Below are 15,169 nucleotides of genomic sequence, written 5' to 3'. Positions count from 1 at the left end.
CGCGCCGCGCGACCTCCACCTGATGCGAGAACGAGGCCGCGCGGCAGCGATTCAAGCAAATCGCAGCACAACGATGAACTGCGCGGCACAAGTGCGGTCGAACGCGCGTTCCCGCCGCACAGACACCGTCACTGGAAAAACAATCATGACCAAAGCGATCGAAATCGCGCTCTTTCTTCATCTGCTGGGCGTCGCCGTGTGGGTCGGCGGCATGGTATTCGCTCATTTCTGCCTGCGGCCGGCGCTAGGCGACCTGTCGCCGCAATTGCGCCTGCCGCTATGGGAGTCGGTGTTCGGGCGCTTCTTCAACTGGGTCGGCGTATCGGTGCTTGTGATCCTCGTGACCGGCGGCTTTCTGCTGTCGCAGTTCGGCGGTGGCCACGCGACGTGGCAACTGCACACGATGGCCGGCCTCGGCATCGTGATGATGCTGATCTTCGGCCATATTCGCTTTGCGGTATTTCCACGCATTCGCCGCGCGGTGCAGGCGCAGAAGTGGCCCGACGGCGCGCGCGCCGTGGCTAGCGTACGGCGGCTGGTGGTGGTGAACCTCGTGCTGGGCGTCGTGACGATCGGCGTGGCGGTGATGTCGCGCGGCTTCTGATGCAAGGAAGCGCTGCCGCGGCGTGACGTTACATCAAGTCGAATCAAGTCACGCCGAGTCACGCCGAGTCACGTCAAATCACGCCGCCCGACATCGCATCCGCGCAAGAACCGTTGCATAGGCAACGACACGCGGCGCGTCTCGCGCACCCGGTGCGCTGACGCCCGCTTTCTGACACTCAGTTCAGTCCAACTGCGCGAGCAGCAGACGCCGCGCGGTGCCGAGCAGCGACGGCATCGGCTCGGCGCTGACGTTGGTCATGCACAGCAGGCCGTCCACGGTCGCCACCGACACGGTCTGCGTATGCGGTGCGCCGCTCATCGCGGCCGGCGTCACCCAGCGCAGCCGCAGCCGGCCGTAGTGCGTCGGAATCGGCAGGCGGCCGTAGTTGTCCATGGCCAGCATCGGCGCGCGCTGGCGGCTACCGATCAGCAGCCGGTCCGGGTCCGCATGCGCGGAAATCATGTCGAGCACCGGTGCGCACAGGCTGCCCGCGGCATCTGCGGCCGTGCGCTGCATGTCGATATCCTGCTTGACTGCCCGTGCGAGCTCCCAGAACGGCGGGGTGTCCCACGGTTCGAGCGTGCTGTCGCGCTGCATTTCGAGCAGGCCCAGTTGCTCGCCGGCCACGAACTGCCCACGCAGGTCGACGCGGCTGGCGCAGCGCACCGTGCCGTCACGCCACGCGCGTGACAACGCACGGCCGGCCAGCATGACGGCCGTGCTTAGCGCGCCGTGCACGCTGGTTTGCTCGGCGCGGGCGCGCCGCGTCACCAGCGAGGTGATCGACGGCTCCAGCCAGACTTGCTGCAGCAGCGGTTCTTCGTCGGCGGGCGCGAAGCGCATACCGTGTGTACTGTGTCCGTCGCGATCCGCCGGCGCACTAGCCAACGTCGGCGCCGGCGCACTCACTGCGGTGAAACCCAAACCGGTAGCCGAAGCCGCTCCCGGCACGCTCGCGTGACGCTCGCTGGTATGCAGCCCGAGCCATTGATCATGCGACGGCGGCATGGTCTGCGCGTCGCCGAGCGACTCGCCGGACAACGCACGCAGCAGGTCGCGAATCATAAACACCAGCGAGGTGCCATCCAGCGCGGCATGATCGGCTGCGAACAGCAGCGTGGAGCGGTCGCGTCCGTAGAGCAGTGTGGTGCGCAACAACGCGTCTTCGGGGGCAAAGCGCGCGGCCAGTTCTGCCGAAACCAGCTCGAACAGACGCGTGCCGGACTCGCGTGGCACCACCTTCAGTTCGAGCGGTAATTCGGGCGCCGACACGAAAGCCGGGCGATAACCCGGCGCTTGCCGGATGCGCGTAGACAGAATCGCATGATGAGCCTGCAGCGCGCGCAGCGCGTCTTGCCAGCGTTCGACGCTCGTCACGCCTTCTACTTCCGCGGCGACCACAAGCGTGCGTGCCGCGCGCTGGCCGAGCAGCCAGAAATATTCTTCGAGTGCGCCCAGGGTACGCAGGGTCTTGCCGGGGCCAAGCGACGCCCGGTAGCTGGTCAACGATTCGCTCATCAGTGCTTCTCACGATGCGTGATGGATCATCGGTAGAACACGTTATCGCGTCAGGATATTCCTTCGCAAGGGGCGAAAGCGCTGAAAGCGCGTGCAAACGACCGCAAGGAATTCAAAAGAACGGCGGCCTGAAACCTAAGATGAATGCCGGCTTTCCCAGCCGTGCGGTGATTGATGACCGACAGTCAAAACACGGACAACCATCAGACGATAAAAGGCCAAGATCCGGCAAGCGTCGGCCACCGCAACCAGGGCGCGCATCGACCGCGACGAGGTCATATCGCGTGCCCGTACATCAGCCATGCGCCGCAGCCGAGCGCAACCGTGCCGTAGACCGCATATACGGGCAGCTTCAGCTTCGCGAAGCAGATGCCCGAGAACAACGCGGTGATCAGATAGGCCGGTTCGAGCGGCACCTCGCGCGCGAGGCGCAATACAGCAACCGCAAGAAATGCGGTGGTGGCTGCCCGCAAGATACGCATGCCGTTTTCGAAACGCGGATGAGCCTTCAACTGATGCAGATGGCGCTGCGCGAGTACCGCAAGGCAACCGGACGGCAGGAACAGTGCGGCTGTCGCGATCAACGCACCGGGCCAGCCGTCGATCAGGTAACCGAAAAAAGGTACGACATTCAACAGCGGTCCGGGCGATAGCGGCGACAACGAAAACGCCAGCGTGAAGTCGCTATCGGAGACACCGGTGGCAGGCGTGACGAACAGTGTCTTCAACACCGGCAGCGCGGAGAAGCCGCCGCCGAACAGTGTCATGCCGGCACCCGCAAGGCGCGGCCACAACAGTGCGAGGTCGTAGCGATGCGGCAGCGGTACCGCGAACAGTGCGACCAGCACGGCCAGCGCGGCAATCAGCCGCCAGTCGTGCGCGCTGATCGACGTGACGAGGCGCACCCCGCGCACGGGGCTCGTGAACCAGCCGGCGCCGAACGCCGCCATCAGCATCAGCACATAAGCGGCGGCGCTGTGTGCGAACAGCAGCGCGATGCAACCGAGCACGGCTGCGCACCATTCGAGCGGCGTGCGCACCAGCGTGCGGGTCTGCTTGTACCAGGTGACGCCGATCAACGTGCCGAGCACGACGTTGAAGTGATGCAGCAGCGTGCCCGAAGCGGCCGCGCGTACCAGCGGCGTGCGATAGAACACCGCGAACGCGGTCATCAGCAGGAAGAACGGCAGCACACTCGCGATGCCGGCGATCCATGCGCCGGCGCGGCCGCGCAGCGCGTGCCCGAGTTGCACGGCGACGTTGCAGCCGACCGGCCCCGGCACCATCCACGCCAGCGCGATCAAGTCGGAAAACGCGAGCCGCGACAGCCGCGCTTCACGCTCGACGTAGTGGTTCTCGAGTTGCGCCATCAGAGCGAGGCCGCCCCACGACAGCGCGGACAGGCCGAACACCACGCGAAACAGCGTCCACAGCGGTTCGCGTTCGCCACGGCGGGTGGCGTCGTTGCGGGTGATGAGGGTCTGCATGCCGATGCGCAGCGCGCCGCCGTCGGCCGCTGCTTCTCCTGTTGAGGTTTGAATGGCTGCGCCGGCAGCGATGGGCACGTGAGCGAAAACCATGACCCAGCGAAGACGCAGCGAAAGCGCGACGACAAACCGGGCGATCGACCGACCGCGACGCCGCACGGTTTCAGGCAGACTGGCCGCTCGTGCTCGTGCTCGGTGCCGGTGCGTCGCTGGCGCCATCGTCGCTGCCGACCTGCAACGGCGGACGGCCGCGCATGCCGCACACGCCGAAGCGTTCGAGCAGCGCCGCAATGCCTTCCACCGGCACCGGCCGCGAGAACAGGAACCCTTGCGCCTCGATATGGCCAAGCGCCGCGAGCCATGCAATCTGCTCTTCGGTTTCGGTGCCCTCGACCACCACCGTCAGCCCGAGCGAGCGCGCAAGGTTCACGATCGCGGTGACCATCACGCAGACGCTGCGGTCGCCTGGAATCGCCTGCACGAACGAGCGGTCGACCTTCAGCGTATCCACCGAAAAGCGGTTCAGATACGACAGCGACGAATACCCGGTACCGAAGTCGTCGAGCGCGATGCGCACCCCGAGGCGCTTCAACGCGAAGATCTTTTCCGACACGAGATCCGGATACTCCATCATCGCGGTCTCGGTGATTTCCAGTTCCAGCCGGCGCGCCGGCACGCCGGCGTCTTCAATGGCGCGCGCGATCGTTTCGAACAGGTCGCCGCGCCAGAATTGCACGGCAGAGATATTCACCGCCAGCGACAGCGACTCATAACCTTGCTGCTGCCACTGCGCGAGCTGCCGGCACGCGGTGCGGATCACGAAGTCGCCGATCGGCACGATCAGGCCGGTCGATTCCGCGACCGGAATAAACTCGTTGGCCGGAATCAGCCCGTGCTGCGGATGGTTCCAGCGCACCAGCGCCTCGAAGCCGGTGATGCAGCGGCGCGTCAGATCGATCTTCGGCTGATACGCGAGGAACAGCTGGCCTTCGGCCAACGCGATGCGCAACTGCTGTTCCCACTTCATCAGATGGTCCGCGCGGTGCGACAGTTGCGGAGAATAGAACTGGTAGCAGTTCTTGCCCGCATCCTTCGCGCTATACATCGCGAGGTCGGCTTTCTTCAGCAGGTCGATCTCGCTTTCGTTGGCGATCGAGTACAGCGCGATGCCGATGCTCGCATGCAGCACGAAGGTGCTGCCGCGCACTTCGAACGGCTTGGCGAACACGTCGAGCGTCGCTTCGGCGAGCGTCACCGCGCGATCCTCGACTTCGTCGCCGCGGATGACCACGACGAACTCGTCGCCGCCGATGCGCGACAGCGTGCCTGCGTCGCCCACCGCATCGGCCAGACGCGCGGCGGTCATCTGCAGCACGATGTCGCCGGCGTTATGGCCGAGCGTGTCGTTGACGGTCTTGAAGTTATCGAGGTCGATGAAGAGGATCGCCAGGCGCCCGACGTTGGTGCTCTGCGCGACGTCGTGATGCAGGATCTGCAGCGTCGAATAGCGGTTGCGCAGGCCGGTCAGCAGATCGTATTCGACCAGATGCGTCATCTCGCGCTCGCGGCCGAGCAGCTTGCCGATCAGGCCGGTCGCGACCGCGAAGAAACCGAGCATCGCCAGCGAGATGAAGCTCGCCATCAACAGGTAGACGTTGCGCGTGTGGTTGTAGTCGGCGAACTCTTCGGCCTGCGACAGACCGACCAGCACGCCCAGCGGATAGCCGTCGATATGCCGGTACGACACGATGCGCGTGACGTTGTCGATCGAATCGACGTAGGTACCCGACACATGTTCCGATGTGGGGTAGGTGCCGCTCGCGGTGAACACGCCGGACGCGCGCTCGTTGCTGCCGGTGCGGCGCGCGAGCACGGTGCCGTTATCGGCGATCACCGAGATCACGCCGTCGCGGCCGATCGCCGCGTTGTTGTAGAAATCGCTGGTGAAATAGCTCGGATCTTCCGAGACCACCACCACACCCGCGAACGAGCCATCCGGATGATTCAGACGCCGCGTCATCTGCAGCGTCCAGTGGCCGGACACCCGGCCGAGCACCGGCTTGCTGATATACAACTGGTCGTCGTTCTCGTGCTCGTGAACCTTGAAATGGTCGCGGTCCGACAGGTCGATACGCTTCGGATTCTGCTCGGCGGTGGTCGAAACCAGCGTGCCGCGCTCGTCGATCAGCGACACTTGCACGAGCGTCTCGCTCTGCACCACACCTTTCTCGACCGTGCTGGCCAGGTCGAAATGCTCGGGCGACTTCTCGAATTCGTATTTGACGAAGCGGGTGATCTGGTCGACCTGATGGATCGCCTTCACCGTATGCTGTTCGAGCGCGGCAGAGAGGATGGCTGCGGAAGCCATTGCTTCACGGTTAGTGGAGTCCTTCTCCACCGAAAGACGCGCGAAGATGACGGTCCATAGCAGCACGAGCACCAGCACGCCGAGCGCGGGAATCGCGAGCAGCGCGCGGCGGCGCGAGGCGGCCGGGTCGGGCCGGTGCCGGGCGTCGCGGGCACTTGAGTGTGGATGCTGATTCATCGAATAAACCGTGACCTGTGCTTGGCGGCGCTATGAGTTTCGATCGACGACTACGCTCTTTGTGAACCAGGCTGCATGGTAAGCGAAGTATCGCTATCGCTGCGGAAATTGGCGGAGCGTCGTGCCGAACCATCGGGGGATCATCGGTTGCGTTTTCGATATTACTGAATGGCCGGGGATTAAGAAAGAGCCGGGCCTGGGGGTATACGCGCGGCCCGTCGGGCACGCGTGAGCCGCGCGGGGCGGGCGTGGCGTCGGCATCGGGCTGGCTATTTCGCCAGTCATTTCATTCAATTTGTCAACAAATGTCGGCGATTTTTTGAAAGCACGGCCGTATCGAATTGCGAATGCGCTTTGCAATAGGGTTTGCAAATGCTTGATGAATGATGCATGTCGCATCGAGCGCGCGGCAAATGGTGGGATTCACCGGCGCTATGCGATATTTCGGTAGGGGTATTGAAAGTACTTCAATTCGTGTTGCGAATCGCGGCGGGGCGCGGCACCGCCTGGGCCACAGGCGTCAAGCGAGCCTGAACGTGCCGTCGACGATCGTCACCGAGGCGCCGCCGATCCACGTCTTGCCGGCGTCGTCGTCGTAGAGCACCTCTATGTCGCCGGCGCGGCCGATCGCGGTGCCCTGGCGGACCGTGTAACGCGGGCCGGGGCGCCGCTGCTGTGCGGTGAGCAGTCCCGCCAGCGCGGCGTTGGCGCTGCCGGTCACCGGGTCTTCCCCATTGCCGAATGCGCGGCCGACCATCAGGCAGCGCACTTCGAGGGTTGCCGGGCCTCCCGGCGGATGCGGCGCATAGGCTGCGAGACCATGGGCGCCGACACTTGCGGTGATTTGCGCCAGTGCTTGCGTATCGGGCGCGAGCGCGAGGCAGTCCGCGGCAGTCGCCATGCGCACCACGAGCCACGGCGCGCCGTTGTCGACACCACACGGCGGCGCGCTGAAATCGATCGCATCGCTATGCAGCGCCGCGGCAAGCGCTGCGTATTGCGTCGGAGCAAGCGGCGTGACGCGTGCCGGCGGTGCGGCAAAGGCCCACGCGCCGGTGGCCGCGTGGCCGTTGCCGGCACCGTGACGGCTGTCGAGCGCCTTCAGTTCGACCAGCCCCGCGCCGCATTGCTGTACGAGGCGCCCCGGCTGCTTCGGCTGGTAGCCGCTTTCGAGCAGCGCGTGCGCGGTGCCGAGCGTCGGATGGCCGGCGAACGGCAACTCGCGTCCCGGTGTGAAAATGCGCACGCGATAGTCGGCTGCGGCGTCGGTCGGCGGCAGCAGGAAGGTCGTCTCGGACAGATTGGTCCAGCGCGCGATGGCCTGCATCTGAGCGGTGTCGAGCGAGTCCGCATCGAACACGACGGCGAGCGCATTGCCCTTGAAGGGCACAGACGTGAAAACATCGACCTGCTTGAAGCGGACAGTGCGGTGGTTCATCGGATCTCCTCGTTGAGCGATGGCGGCGTGCGTATTCAGGTAGCGCTTAGCCGCACAAAACAACGCGCCACGGGCAGTGAGCTGCCGGTGGCGCGAAATAAGGCATCGCGCGTCGCCGCGCGCGGCGGATCAGCCGACTTCAGCGATCAGTTCGATTTCGACGCATGCGCCCAGCGGAATCTGCGCGACGCCGAACGCCGAGCGCGCATGCTTGCCGCGTTCGCCGAACACTTCGACAAACAGTTCGGACGCGCCGTTGGTTACCAGATGCTGTTCGGTAAAAGCGAGCGTCGAATTAACCAGACTCATCACTTTGACGATACGCGTAACGCGGTTCAGATCGCCGACGTGCGCATGCAGCGTTGCGATCAGGTCGATCGCGATCGAGCGCGCCGCGGCCTGGCCTTCCTGGGTGGAGAGGTTGTCGCCGAGCTTGCCGACGTACGGCTTGCCGTCCTTCTTCGCGATGTGCCCCGACAGATATACGGTGTTGCCGCTTTGCGCGCTCATCACATAAGCGGCGGCGGGTGCGCCGGCCGTCGGCAATTCGATGCCGAGTTCCTTCAGCTTGTCATATACATTTGCTTGAGCCATGACCGTGTCCTTTCGACGAGTGTGAATCAGTGTGGAGCGCGACGACGCGCTACGAGGCATCATGCCAGCCGCGCTGGCAGCGGCACGATGCGCAGAGACTTCAGGCATACGCACGGATCAGTGCTGCGAGCCGCGCGATGCCTTCATCGATCTTCGCCGGCGGCACCGTCACGAACGACAGACGCAGCGTGTTGAGTTGCGCGTCGTCCGCAAAGAACGGCGCGCCCGGCACGAATGCGACGTTCTGCGCGATGGCCTGTTCGAGCAGCTTCATCGAATCGATTGCCGCCGGCAGTTGCACCCAGATAAACATGCCGCCTTCCGGACGATTCCAGCTGACGCCTTCGGGCATCTCGCGGGCGAGCGCCGTCAGCATCGCTTCGCACTGGTCGCGATAGAGCGTACGGATCTGCGGCACGTGCGTGTCGAGAAAACCATCCTTGACCACTTCGTGCACGATGCGCTGCGTGAAGCTCGGCGTATGCAGGTCGCTGGCCTGTTTGGCCTGCACGAGCTTGAAGTGCAGCGGTTCGGGCGCGACGATGTAGCCGACCCGCAAGCCCGGCGCCAGCACCTTCGAGAACGAGCCGAGATGCACGATGTGCTCGGGCGCCATCGACAGCAGCGTCGGCAGCGGTTCGCCGCGATAGTCGAGTGCGCCGTACGGATCGTCTTCGATGACCGGAAACGCGGCGCGTTGCGCGAAGGCGGCCAGTTCGCGGCGGCGTTCGACCGGCAGGCGGCGCCCGGTCGGATTCTGGAAGTTCGGCTGCGCATACAGCAGGCGCGCGCCGGCGGTCAGCTCCGGCGTGAGGCCGGCGGGAATCAGGCCGGATTCATCGGTCGGCACCTGCACGTAATTCGGCTCGTACATCGAGAACGACTGCAGCGCGCCGAGATAGGTCGGCGTTTCGACCAGCACCGGGCTTTGCGGACACACCAGCACCTTGCCGAGCAGATCGAGCGCCTGTTGCGAGCCGGTGGTGATCAGCACCTGCGACGTACGGATCTGCACGCCGCCCACCGAATAGCGCGCGGCCACCCATTCGCGCAGCGGCAGATACCCTTCGGTGGCGCTGTATTGCAGAGCGGCGCCGGGCGCGTCGCGCAGGATCCGGTCGGACGCGGCGCGCATCTGTTGCGCGGGGAACGTGGCCGGCGAAGGCAGGCCCCCGGCGAATGAAATGACCTCGGGCCGCTCGGTCACCTTCAGGATCTCGCGGATCGCGGAACTGGTGAGCTTGCGGGCGCGTTCGGACAGTTGCCACGCGCCGGCGCCGACGTTGGTCAGATCGCTTTGATCCATGATCTCCTCGATATATTGAGCGGTGAAAGCGTGATGGGGCGGTTCGACGCTGCGTGCGGATGCTGGGGGCGTTGTCGCAATGCAGCGCAAAGGTCAATTATGCGCGATTTCAGTTGACGCCCGCGGGCCGCGGCGCAGTCTGAATCGATGCCCGGCGGCCGAGCATCACAGTGGCGATCACTGCGGCGGCGAACAGCCACGTCGACGGCGCGACCGTCTCGCCAAAGAACCGCGCCGAAAACGCCATCGTGAAGAAGATCTGCAGCAGCTGCACCTGGCCGACCCGCGCGATGCCGCCGATCGCAAGGCCCGCGTACCACGCGAAAAAGCCGAGGAACTGCGAGAAGAACGTGACATAGGCGAACGCGAGCCACGTCTTGAGCGCGACCGGTTCGGGGTGATGCACATGCTGCTGCCACGCGAGCCAGCTGACCGGCAGCAGCAGAAACGGCGCGGATACCACCAGCGCCCAGCAGATCACCTGCCAGCCGCCCATCTGTCTGGCGAGGCGCGCGCCTTCCGCATAGCCGAGCGCGCCGATGCCGACAGCCACCAGCATCAGCAGATCGCCGGTCTGCGGCGTGCCGCCGCCGGCCTGCAGCGCAAACACGACGACGATCGCGCTACCGGCCAGCGCGCTGACCCAGAACATTTTCGACGGCCGCTCGTGCGACAGCCACGCCGCATAGAGCGCCACGCACAGCGGCTGCAAACCGTTGACCACCGCGCCATGCGAGGCCGGCACGGTCTTCATCGACCATGCGGAGAACACCGGAAACGCGACGATCACACCGAGCGATACCACCGCGAGGCTTTTCAGCTGCGGCCAGGTGGGCCAGCGTTCGCGGCGCCATGCAAGCAGCGCGGCGGCCGGCAACGCGGCGAGCAGCGCGCGCCCGAGGCCGTTCAGCAGCGGATGCCACTGCGCGACGACGATGCGTGTCATCGGCAGCGTCAGGCTGAAGACGATCACGCCGGCGAGGCCGAGCAGCATGCCGTGGGATTCGCGGGACTTCATGGCAGTGGGGGTCTCCGTTGATGAGCGGCAGGCGCGCGATGCGCGTGCGCGATTTGAGTGTGGTTATCTGAGCGTGCGCAGGCCGGCCGGCGTGTCGAATTCGGCGATCAGTGCGGGCGCTTCGGCACTGGCCGACAGTTCCAGCAGATGCGCGGCGCCAAGCCACGTCAGATGCGTGGCGATCAGTTCGGCCTGCGGGTGGTGGGCGCGCAGGGACTTCAGCGCGATGCCCGAATCGGGCAACACGTGGGTCGGATGGTGCGCGGTATCCCATTGAATCAGCGACGGCACGACACCGTCGCCAGCTTGCTGCCACGCGGGAAACGCGCCGTCGTCGGGCACCGTCAGGCCCCACGTGAAATCGCCGCGCGTCATCGGCACGACCGGCGGGATGTGCTGCGGGTATTGCGACTGCCAGCGTGCCAGGTCCTTCGGACGCTCGACGCGCGCCACCCAATGCGACAGATAAGGGCCCTGCGCGAGCCGCGCCTCTACGGCGGGCGCGTCGAGCGCGAACAGGCGCGGGCGGGGTGCTTCGGTATCCGGCGCGCCGGCTTGCGGGTCGATCGCGATCACTTCGAGGTACACGCCGTCCCACAGGTTCAGCAGCCGGTTGGCGGTGCGCATCAGCGGGTGCGAGCCGCCGCCGGACGGCGCGACGCCGAGCGTATCGGCGACATATTGCGTGCCTTCGTCGAGCGTGCGGGCGGAAACGACGAGGTGATCGAGGCGAAGCGAATGAACGGTCATGGCGAGTCGAAAACGGTTGTGCTGCGGGCGGTGAGCGGCGGGCGGCTGCGCGGCGGACTGCGGCTTGGCTGGTGGCGATCCTGCAAATTGCGTTGTCAATGGGGCTGCCGACCACAGGGCTGCCGACCAGGTTGCAGGTGCCGTTGCCTGCTGCACTGCGGCGCGAACCCGCGCGGACCAACGGTGAAAGCTTGAAGCATAACCGCCGGCGACACCGCCGTCGCGCTGTTCGCAACACCGGCCAGCCACCTCCCGCCCAAGGCTGCCGTTCGAATGTATCGTCAGCGACCTGCACAGTAACGGTACAATCGCGTCGGTAGTCTTCAGTACAGTTGCAGACAATGGAGCCCCGCCGTGTCCGTTCCGCTCGACCAGATTCCCGCCCCGCATGACGCTTCCGCGTTGACGCTCGTCGATCAGCTGGTGCAGTGGGCGCGCCGGCGCATCGAGGAGCGCGTGTTCCGCCCCGGCATGCGCATGCCGTCCATCCGCAAGCTCGCGCTCGACAAGGGCGTGTCGCGCTTTACCGTGGTCGAGGCGTACGAGCGGCTGGTCGCCCAGGGCTTGCTCGACTCGCGGCGCGGCTCCGGCTTCTACGTGCGCGAGCGTTTCATGGCGCCGGTGCCCGGCGAGCGCCGGCCGCTGGTCGAAGCAGCGCCCGCGCCGAGCACGATCGACGTGGTCTGGCTGTTGCGCAATATGCTGCATACGTCCACGCGCCCCGAGCGCGGCCCGGGGCTCGGCTATCTGCCGTCGCGCTGGCTCGACGGCGAACTGATCTCCGGCGCGTTGCGCACGATCGGCCGTCAAAGCGGCGCGCAACTGCTCGGCTTCGGCACGCCGCAAGGCTTCCTGCCGCTGCGCCAGCAATTGCAGACGCGCCTCGAAGAGCTCGAGATCGGCGCCTCGCCGGAGCACATCGTGCTGGTGTCCGGCATCACCCAGGCGATCGATCTGCTTGCGCGGCTCTACGTGCAGCCCGGCGACGCGGTCGTGGTGGGCGACCCGGCGTGGTTCCAGATGTTCGGCCGCTTCGCGTCGCAGGGCGCACGCCTGATCGGCATGCCGTACACGCCCGAGGGCCCGGACCTCGACGCGCTGGAAGCGCTGGTCAAGGCATGGCGGCCCAGAATGCTGGTGATCAACTCGGTGCTGCACAACCCGACCGGCACGTCGTTGTCCGCGGCGCAGGCGTTCCGCATCCTGCGGCTCGCGGAGGAATACGATTTCATCGTGGTCGAAGACGATATTTACGGCGACCTGTGCCCGCCCGGCTATCCGGCAACCCGTCTGGCGAGCCTCGATCAGCTCAAGCGCGTGATCTACCTTGGCAGCTTCTCGAAGACACTTGCCGCGAACCTGCGGGTCGGTTTCGTCGCGTGTGCGCCGGACATCGCGCAGGCCATCGCCGACCAGAAAATGCTGGTCAATATGACGACGCCGGAACTCAACGAGCGTCTGCTGTACAAAATCCTCACCGAAGGACACTACCGGCGCCATGTCGAGCGGCTGCGCGCGCGGCTCGACGGGGTGCGCGACAAGGCCTGCCGGATGCTCGAGCGAACCGGGCTGCGGCTCTTCCTGACGCCCGGCGCGGGCATGTTCGTGTGGGCCGATACGGGCGTCGATGCCGATGCGCTGGCCGCAGCCGGCCACGAAGGCGGCTTCCTGCTGACGCCGGGCAGCCTGTTTTCGCCGCAGCAGTCGCCGACCACGTGGATGCGTTTCAACGTGGCGAACTGCGCCGATCCGGCGTTGCCGGCGTTTCTTTCGGACTATCTGGAGAGCGTGGTGCGCCGCGCCTCTTGAAATCACGCGCGGCGCCCTCATTTGGGCCGGCGATTCGCGAGTCCGCGCACCGCATCGCGCGGCGCCGCATTCATTCCGAATTCTGAATTCTGAATCAACCTGCAATCGAGAGGACGTCCGACCATGGCACAAGAAACCATGAGCTTCCAGGCGGAAGTGAAGCAGCTTCTGCACCTGATGATTCATTCGCTGTACAGCAACAAGGAAATTTTCCTGCGCGAACTGATTTCGAACGCATCCGATGCCGCCGACAAGCTGCGCTTCGAAGCGATCGCCAACAACGCGCTGTACGAAAACGATCCGAACCTGCGCATCCGCGTGGCGTACGACAAGACCGCGCGCACCATCAGCATCGACGACAACGGCATCGGCATGAGCCGCGACGAAGCGATCTCGAACCTCGGCACGATCGCGCGCTCGGGCACCAAAGAGTTCTTCGGCAAGCTGTCGGGCGACCAGCAGAAAGATGCGGCGCTGATCGGCCAGTTCGGCGTAGGCTTCTATTCGGGCTTTATCGTCGCCGACAAGATCACCGTCGAGACGCGTCGCGCCGGGCTGCCGGCCGCCGAAGGCGTGCGCTGGGAAAGCGCGGGCGAGGGCGACTTCGAGGTGGACACGATTGAACGCGCCGCACGCGGTACGACGATCACGCTGCATCTGCGCGCCGAGGAAGACGAGCTGCTGTCCACCTACAAGCTGAAGTCGATCATCCAGAAGTACTCGGATCACGTCGCGCTGCCGATCCTGATGCAAAAGGAAGAGTGGGACGCGGAAAAGAGCGAGATGGTCACGAAGGATGAAGACGAGACCGTCAACCAGGCCAGCGCGCTGTGGACCCGCTCGAAGAACGACATCACCGAAGAGCAGTACAAGCAGTTCTATCAGCATCTGTCGCACGACCATCAAGACCCGCTGACGTGGACGCACAATCGCGTCGAAGGCCGCAGCGAGTATACGCAGCTGCTGTATGTGCCGGCGCATGCGCCGTTCGATATGTACAACCGCGATCACCGCGGCGGCCTGAAGCTGTATGTGAAGCGTGTGTTCATTCTCGACGACGCCGAACAGCTGCTGCCCGGCTATCTGCGCTTCGTGAAGGGCGTGGTCGATTCGAGCGATCTGCCGCTCAACGTGTCGCGCGAACTGCTGCAGGAAAGCCGCGACGTGAAGGCGATTCGCGAAGGCGTGAGCAAGCGCGCGCTGTCGATGCTCGAAGAGCTGGCGAATGCGGAGACCGACGCGGACAAGGAAAAGTACACGACGTTCTGGAGCGAGTTCGGCCAGGTGCTGAAGGAAGGCATCGGCGAAGACTTCGCGAACAAGGACCGCATCGCGAAGCTGGTGCGCTTCGCGTCGACGCATAACGACACGGCCCAGCAGAACGTGTCGCTGGCCGACTATGTCGCGCGGATGAAGCCGGAGCAGTCGAAGATTTACTACGTGACCGCCGATACGTGGCAGGCCGCGAAGAACAGCCCGCATCTGGAAGTGTTCCGCAAGAAGGGCGTCGAAGTGCTGCTGCTGACCGATCGCGTCGACGAGTGGATGCTGTCGTTCCTGAATGAGTTCGATGGCAAGCCGCTGGCCAGCGTGGCGCGCGGCGATCTCGATCTCGGCGAGTTGAACGACGAAGAGAAGCAAGCGCAGGAAAAGGTCAGCGAAGAACTGAAGCCGCTCGTCGAGCGGATGAAGGATGCGCTGAAGGACAAGGCCAAGGACGTGCGCCTGACGTTCCGGCTGACCGATTCGCCGTCGTGCCTCGTCGCCGACGAAGGCGATATGAGCGGCTACCTGCAGCGCATGCTGAAGGCCGCGGGCCAGCAAGGGCCGGCGTCCCAGCCGATTCTCGAAGTGAACCCGGAGCATCCGCTGGTCAAGGCGTTGCATACCGATAATGCGAACTTTGACGATTGGGCGCATCTGCTGTTTGACCAGGCGATGCTGGCCGAAGGCGGTGCGCTTGAAGATCCGGCGAGTTTCGTCAAGCGTACGAATGCGCTGCTGTTGACGCGCGCGGGATAAGTTCGTGGCGGCAGTGTGCCGTGCCGCTAGCTTGTGATTTTTTGTTGTTTGAAGATGCGCTGCATTTGAAATGCA

At 65.0% G+C, this 15,169-nt stretch carries 11 protein-coding genes; 3 read left to right on the top strand and 8 right to left on the bottom strand.

Going from position 1 to position 15,169, the window contains the following annotated elements:
- Nucleotides 1–145 precede the first annotated feature (145 nt).
- Entirely contained in the window at nt 146–604 is a 459-nt protein-coding gene (locus tag ACYVNQ_RS11610) for a CopD family protein (RefSeq protein ID WP_460902617.1), read from the top strand.
- A gap of 183 nt (nt 605–787) precedes the next feature.
- Here ACYVNQ_RS11610 and ACYVNQ_RS11605 read toward each other — a convergent pair whose 3' ends face one another.
- The 8 genes from ACYVNQ_RS11605 to ACYVNQ_RS11570 all read right to left on the bottom strand — a co-directional run bounded on the left by ACYVNQ_RS11605 (nt 788) and on the right by ACYVNQ_RS11570 (nt 11,263).
- Nucleotides 788–2,125 (bottom strand): phthiocerol/phthiodiolone dimycocerosyl transferase family protein, encoded by a 1,338-nt coding sequence (locus ACYVNQ_RS11605; RefSeq protein WP_460902616.1) that lies wholly within the window; start codon nt 2,123–2,125, stop codon nt 788–790.
- A 275-nt stretch (nt 2,126–2,400) separates the two neighbouring features.
- Entirely contained in the window at nt 2,401–3,612 is a 1,212-nt protein-coding gene (locus ACYVNQ_RS11600; protein WP_460902704.1) for a chromate transporter, read from the bottom strand.
- Between the two features lie 163 nt (nt 3,613–3,775).
- Complete coding sequence (locus ACYVNQ_RS11595) at nt 3,776–6,157, bottom strand: bifunctional diguanylate cyclase/phosphodiesterase (protein WP_460902615.1); 2,382 nt, start codon at nt 6,155–6,157, stop codon at nt 3,776–3,778.
- A gap of 520 nt (nt 6,158–6,677) precedes the next feature.
- Entirely contained in the window at nt 6,678–7,595 is a 918-nt protein-coding gene (locus tag ACYVNQ_RS11590; RefSeq protein ID WP_460902614.1) for a PhzF family phenazine biosynthesis protein, read from the bottom strand.
- A gap of 129 nt (nt 7,596–7,724) precedes the next feature.
- Nucleotides 7,725–8,189, bottom strand: a complete 465-nt coding sequence (locus tag ACYVNQ_RS11585; protein WP_460902613.1) for a RidA family protein — start codon at nt 8,187–8,189, stop codon at nt 7,725–7,727.
- A 100-nt stretch (nt 8,190–8,289) separates the two neighbouring features.
- Nucleotides 8,290–9,495 carry an aminotransferase-like domain-containing protein gene (locus ACYVNQ_RS11580; protein WP_460902612.1) on the bottom strand — a complete coding sequence of 402 codons (1,206 nt, stop codon included), beginning with the start codon at nt 9,493–9,495 and terminating at the stop codon, nt 8,290–8,292.
- 109 nt (nt 9,496–9,604) lie between these two features.
- Nucleotides 9,605–10,513 carry a DMT family transporter gene (locus ACYVNQ_RS11575; protein ID WP_460902611.1) on the bottom strand — a complete coding sequence of 303 codons (909 nt, stop codon included), beginning with the start codon at nt 10,511–10,513 and terminating at the stop codon, nt 9,605–9,607.
- Between the two features lie 63 nt (nt 10,514–10,576).
- On the bottom strand, nt 10,577–11,263 hold the full coding sequence (locus ACYVNQ_RS11570; protein ID WP_460902610.1) for a VOC family protein: 687 nt from the start codon (nt 11,261–11,263) through the stop codon (nt 10,577–10,579).
- A gap of 354 nt (nt 11,264–11,617) precedes the next feature.
- On the opposite strand from ACYVNQ_RS11570, the gene ACYVNQ_RS11565 reads away from it, so the two are divergent.
- Together ACYVNQ_RS11565 and htpG are read left to right on the top strand one after the other, a co-directional pair.
- Complete coding sequence (locus ACYVNQ_RS11565) at nt 11,618–13,072, top strand: aminotransferase-like domain-containing protein (protein WP_460902609.1); 1,455 nt, start codon at nt 11,618–11,620, stop codon at nt 13,070–13,072.
- Nucleotides 13,073–13,195: 123 nt separating this feature from the next.
- Nucleotides 13,196–15,094, top strand: coding sequence for a molecular chaperone HtpG (gene htpG, locus ACYVNQ_RS11560; RefSeq protein WP_460902608.1), 1,899 nt, complete (start codon nt 13,196–13,198; stop codon nt 15,092–15,094).
- Nucleotides 15,095–15,169 lie beyond the last annotated feature (75 nt).

This window comes from Paraburkholderia jirisanensis, assembly GCF_054782355.1.
This window is presented reverse-complemented; position numbering and strand designations above follow the sequence as displayed.

Coding starts and splice junctions, on each gene's coding strand:
- ACYVNQ_RS11580 (WP_460902612.1), bottom strand. CDS start 9,495: ATGGATCAAAGCGATCTGACCAACGTCGGCGCCGGCGCGTGGCAACTG.
- ACYVNQ_RS11585 (WP_460902613.1), bottom strand. CDS start 8,189: ATGGCTCAAGCAAATGTATATGACAAGCTGAAGGAACTCGGCATCGAA.
- ACYVNQ_RS11595 (WP_460902615.1), bottom strand. CDS start 6,157: ATGAATCAGCATCCACACTCAAGTGCCCGCGACGCCCGGCACCGGCCC.
- ACYVNQ_RS11600 (WP_460902704.1), bottom strand. CDS start 3,612: ATGCAGACCCTCATCACCCGCAACGACGCCACCCGCCGTGGCGAACGC.
- htpG (WP_460902608.1), top strand. CDS start 13,196: ATGGCACAAGAAACCATGAGCTTCCAGGCGGAAGTGAAGCAGCTTCTG.
- ACYVNQ_RS11610 (WP_460902617.1), top strand. CDS start 146: ATGACCAAAGCGATCGAAATCGCGCTCTTTCTTCATCTGCTGGGCGTC.
- ACYVNQ_RS11570 (WP_460902610.1), bottom strand. CDS start 11,263: ATGACCGTTCATTCGCTTCGCCTCGATCACCTCGTCGTTTCCGCCCGC.
- ACYVNQ_RS11575 (WP_460902611.1), bottom strand. CDS start 10,513: ATGAAGTCCCGCGAATCCCACGGCATGCTGCTCGGCCTCGCCGGCGTG.
- ACYVNQ_RS11605 (WP_460902616.1), bottom strand. CDS start 2,125: ATGAGCGAATCGTTGACCAGCTACCGGGCGTCGCTTGGCCCCGGCAAG.
- ACYVNQ_RS11590 (WP_460902614.1), bottom strand. CDS start 7,595: ATGAACCACCGCACTGTCCGCTTCAAGCAGGTCGATGTTTTCACGTCT.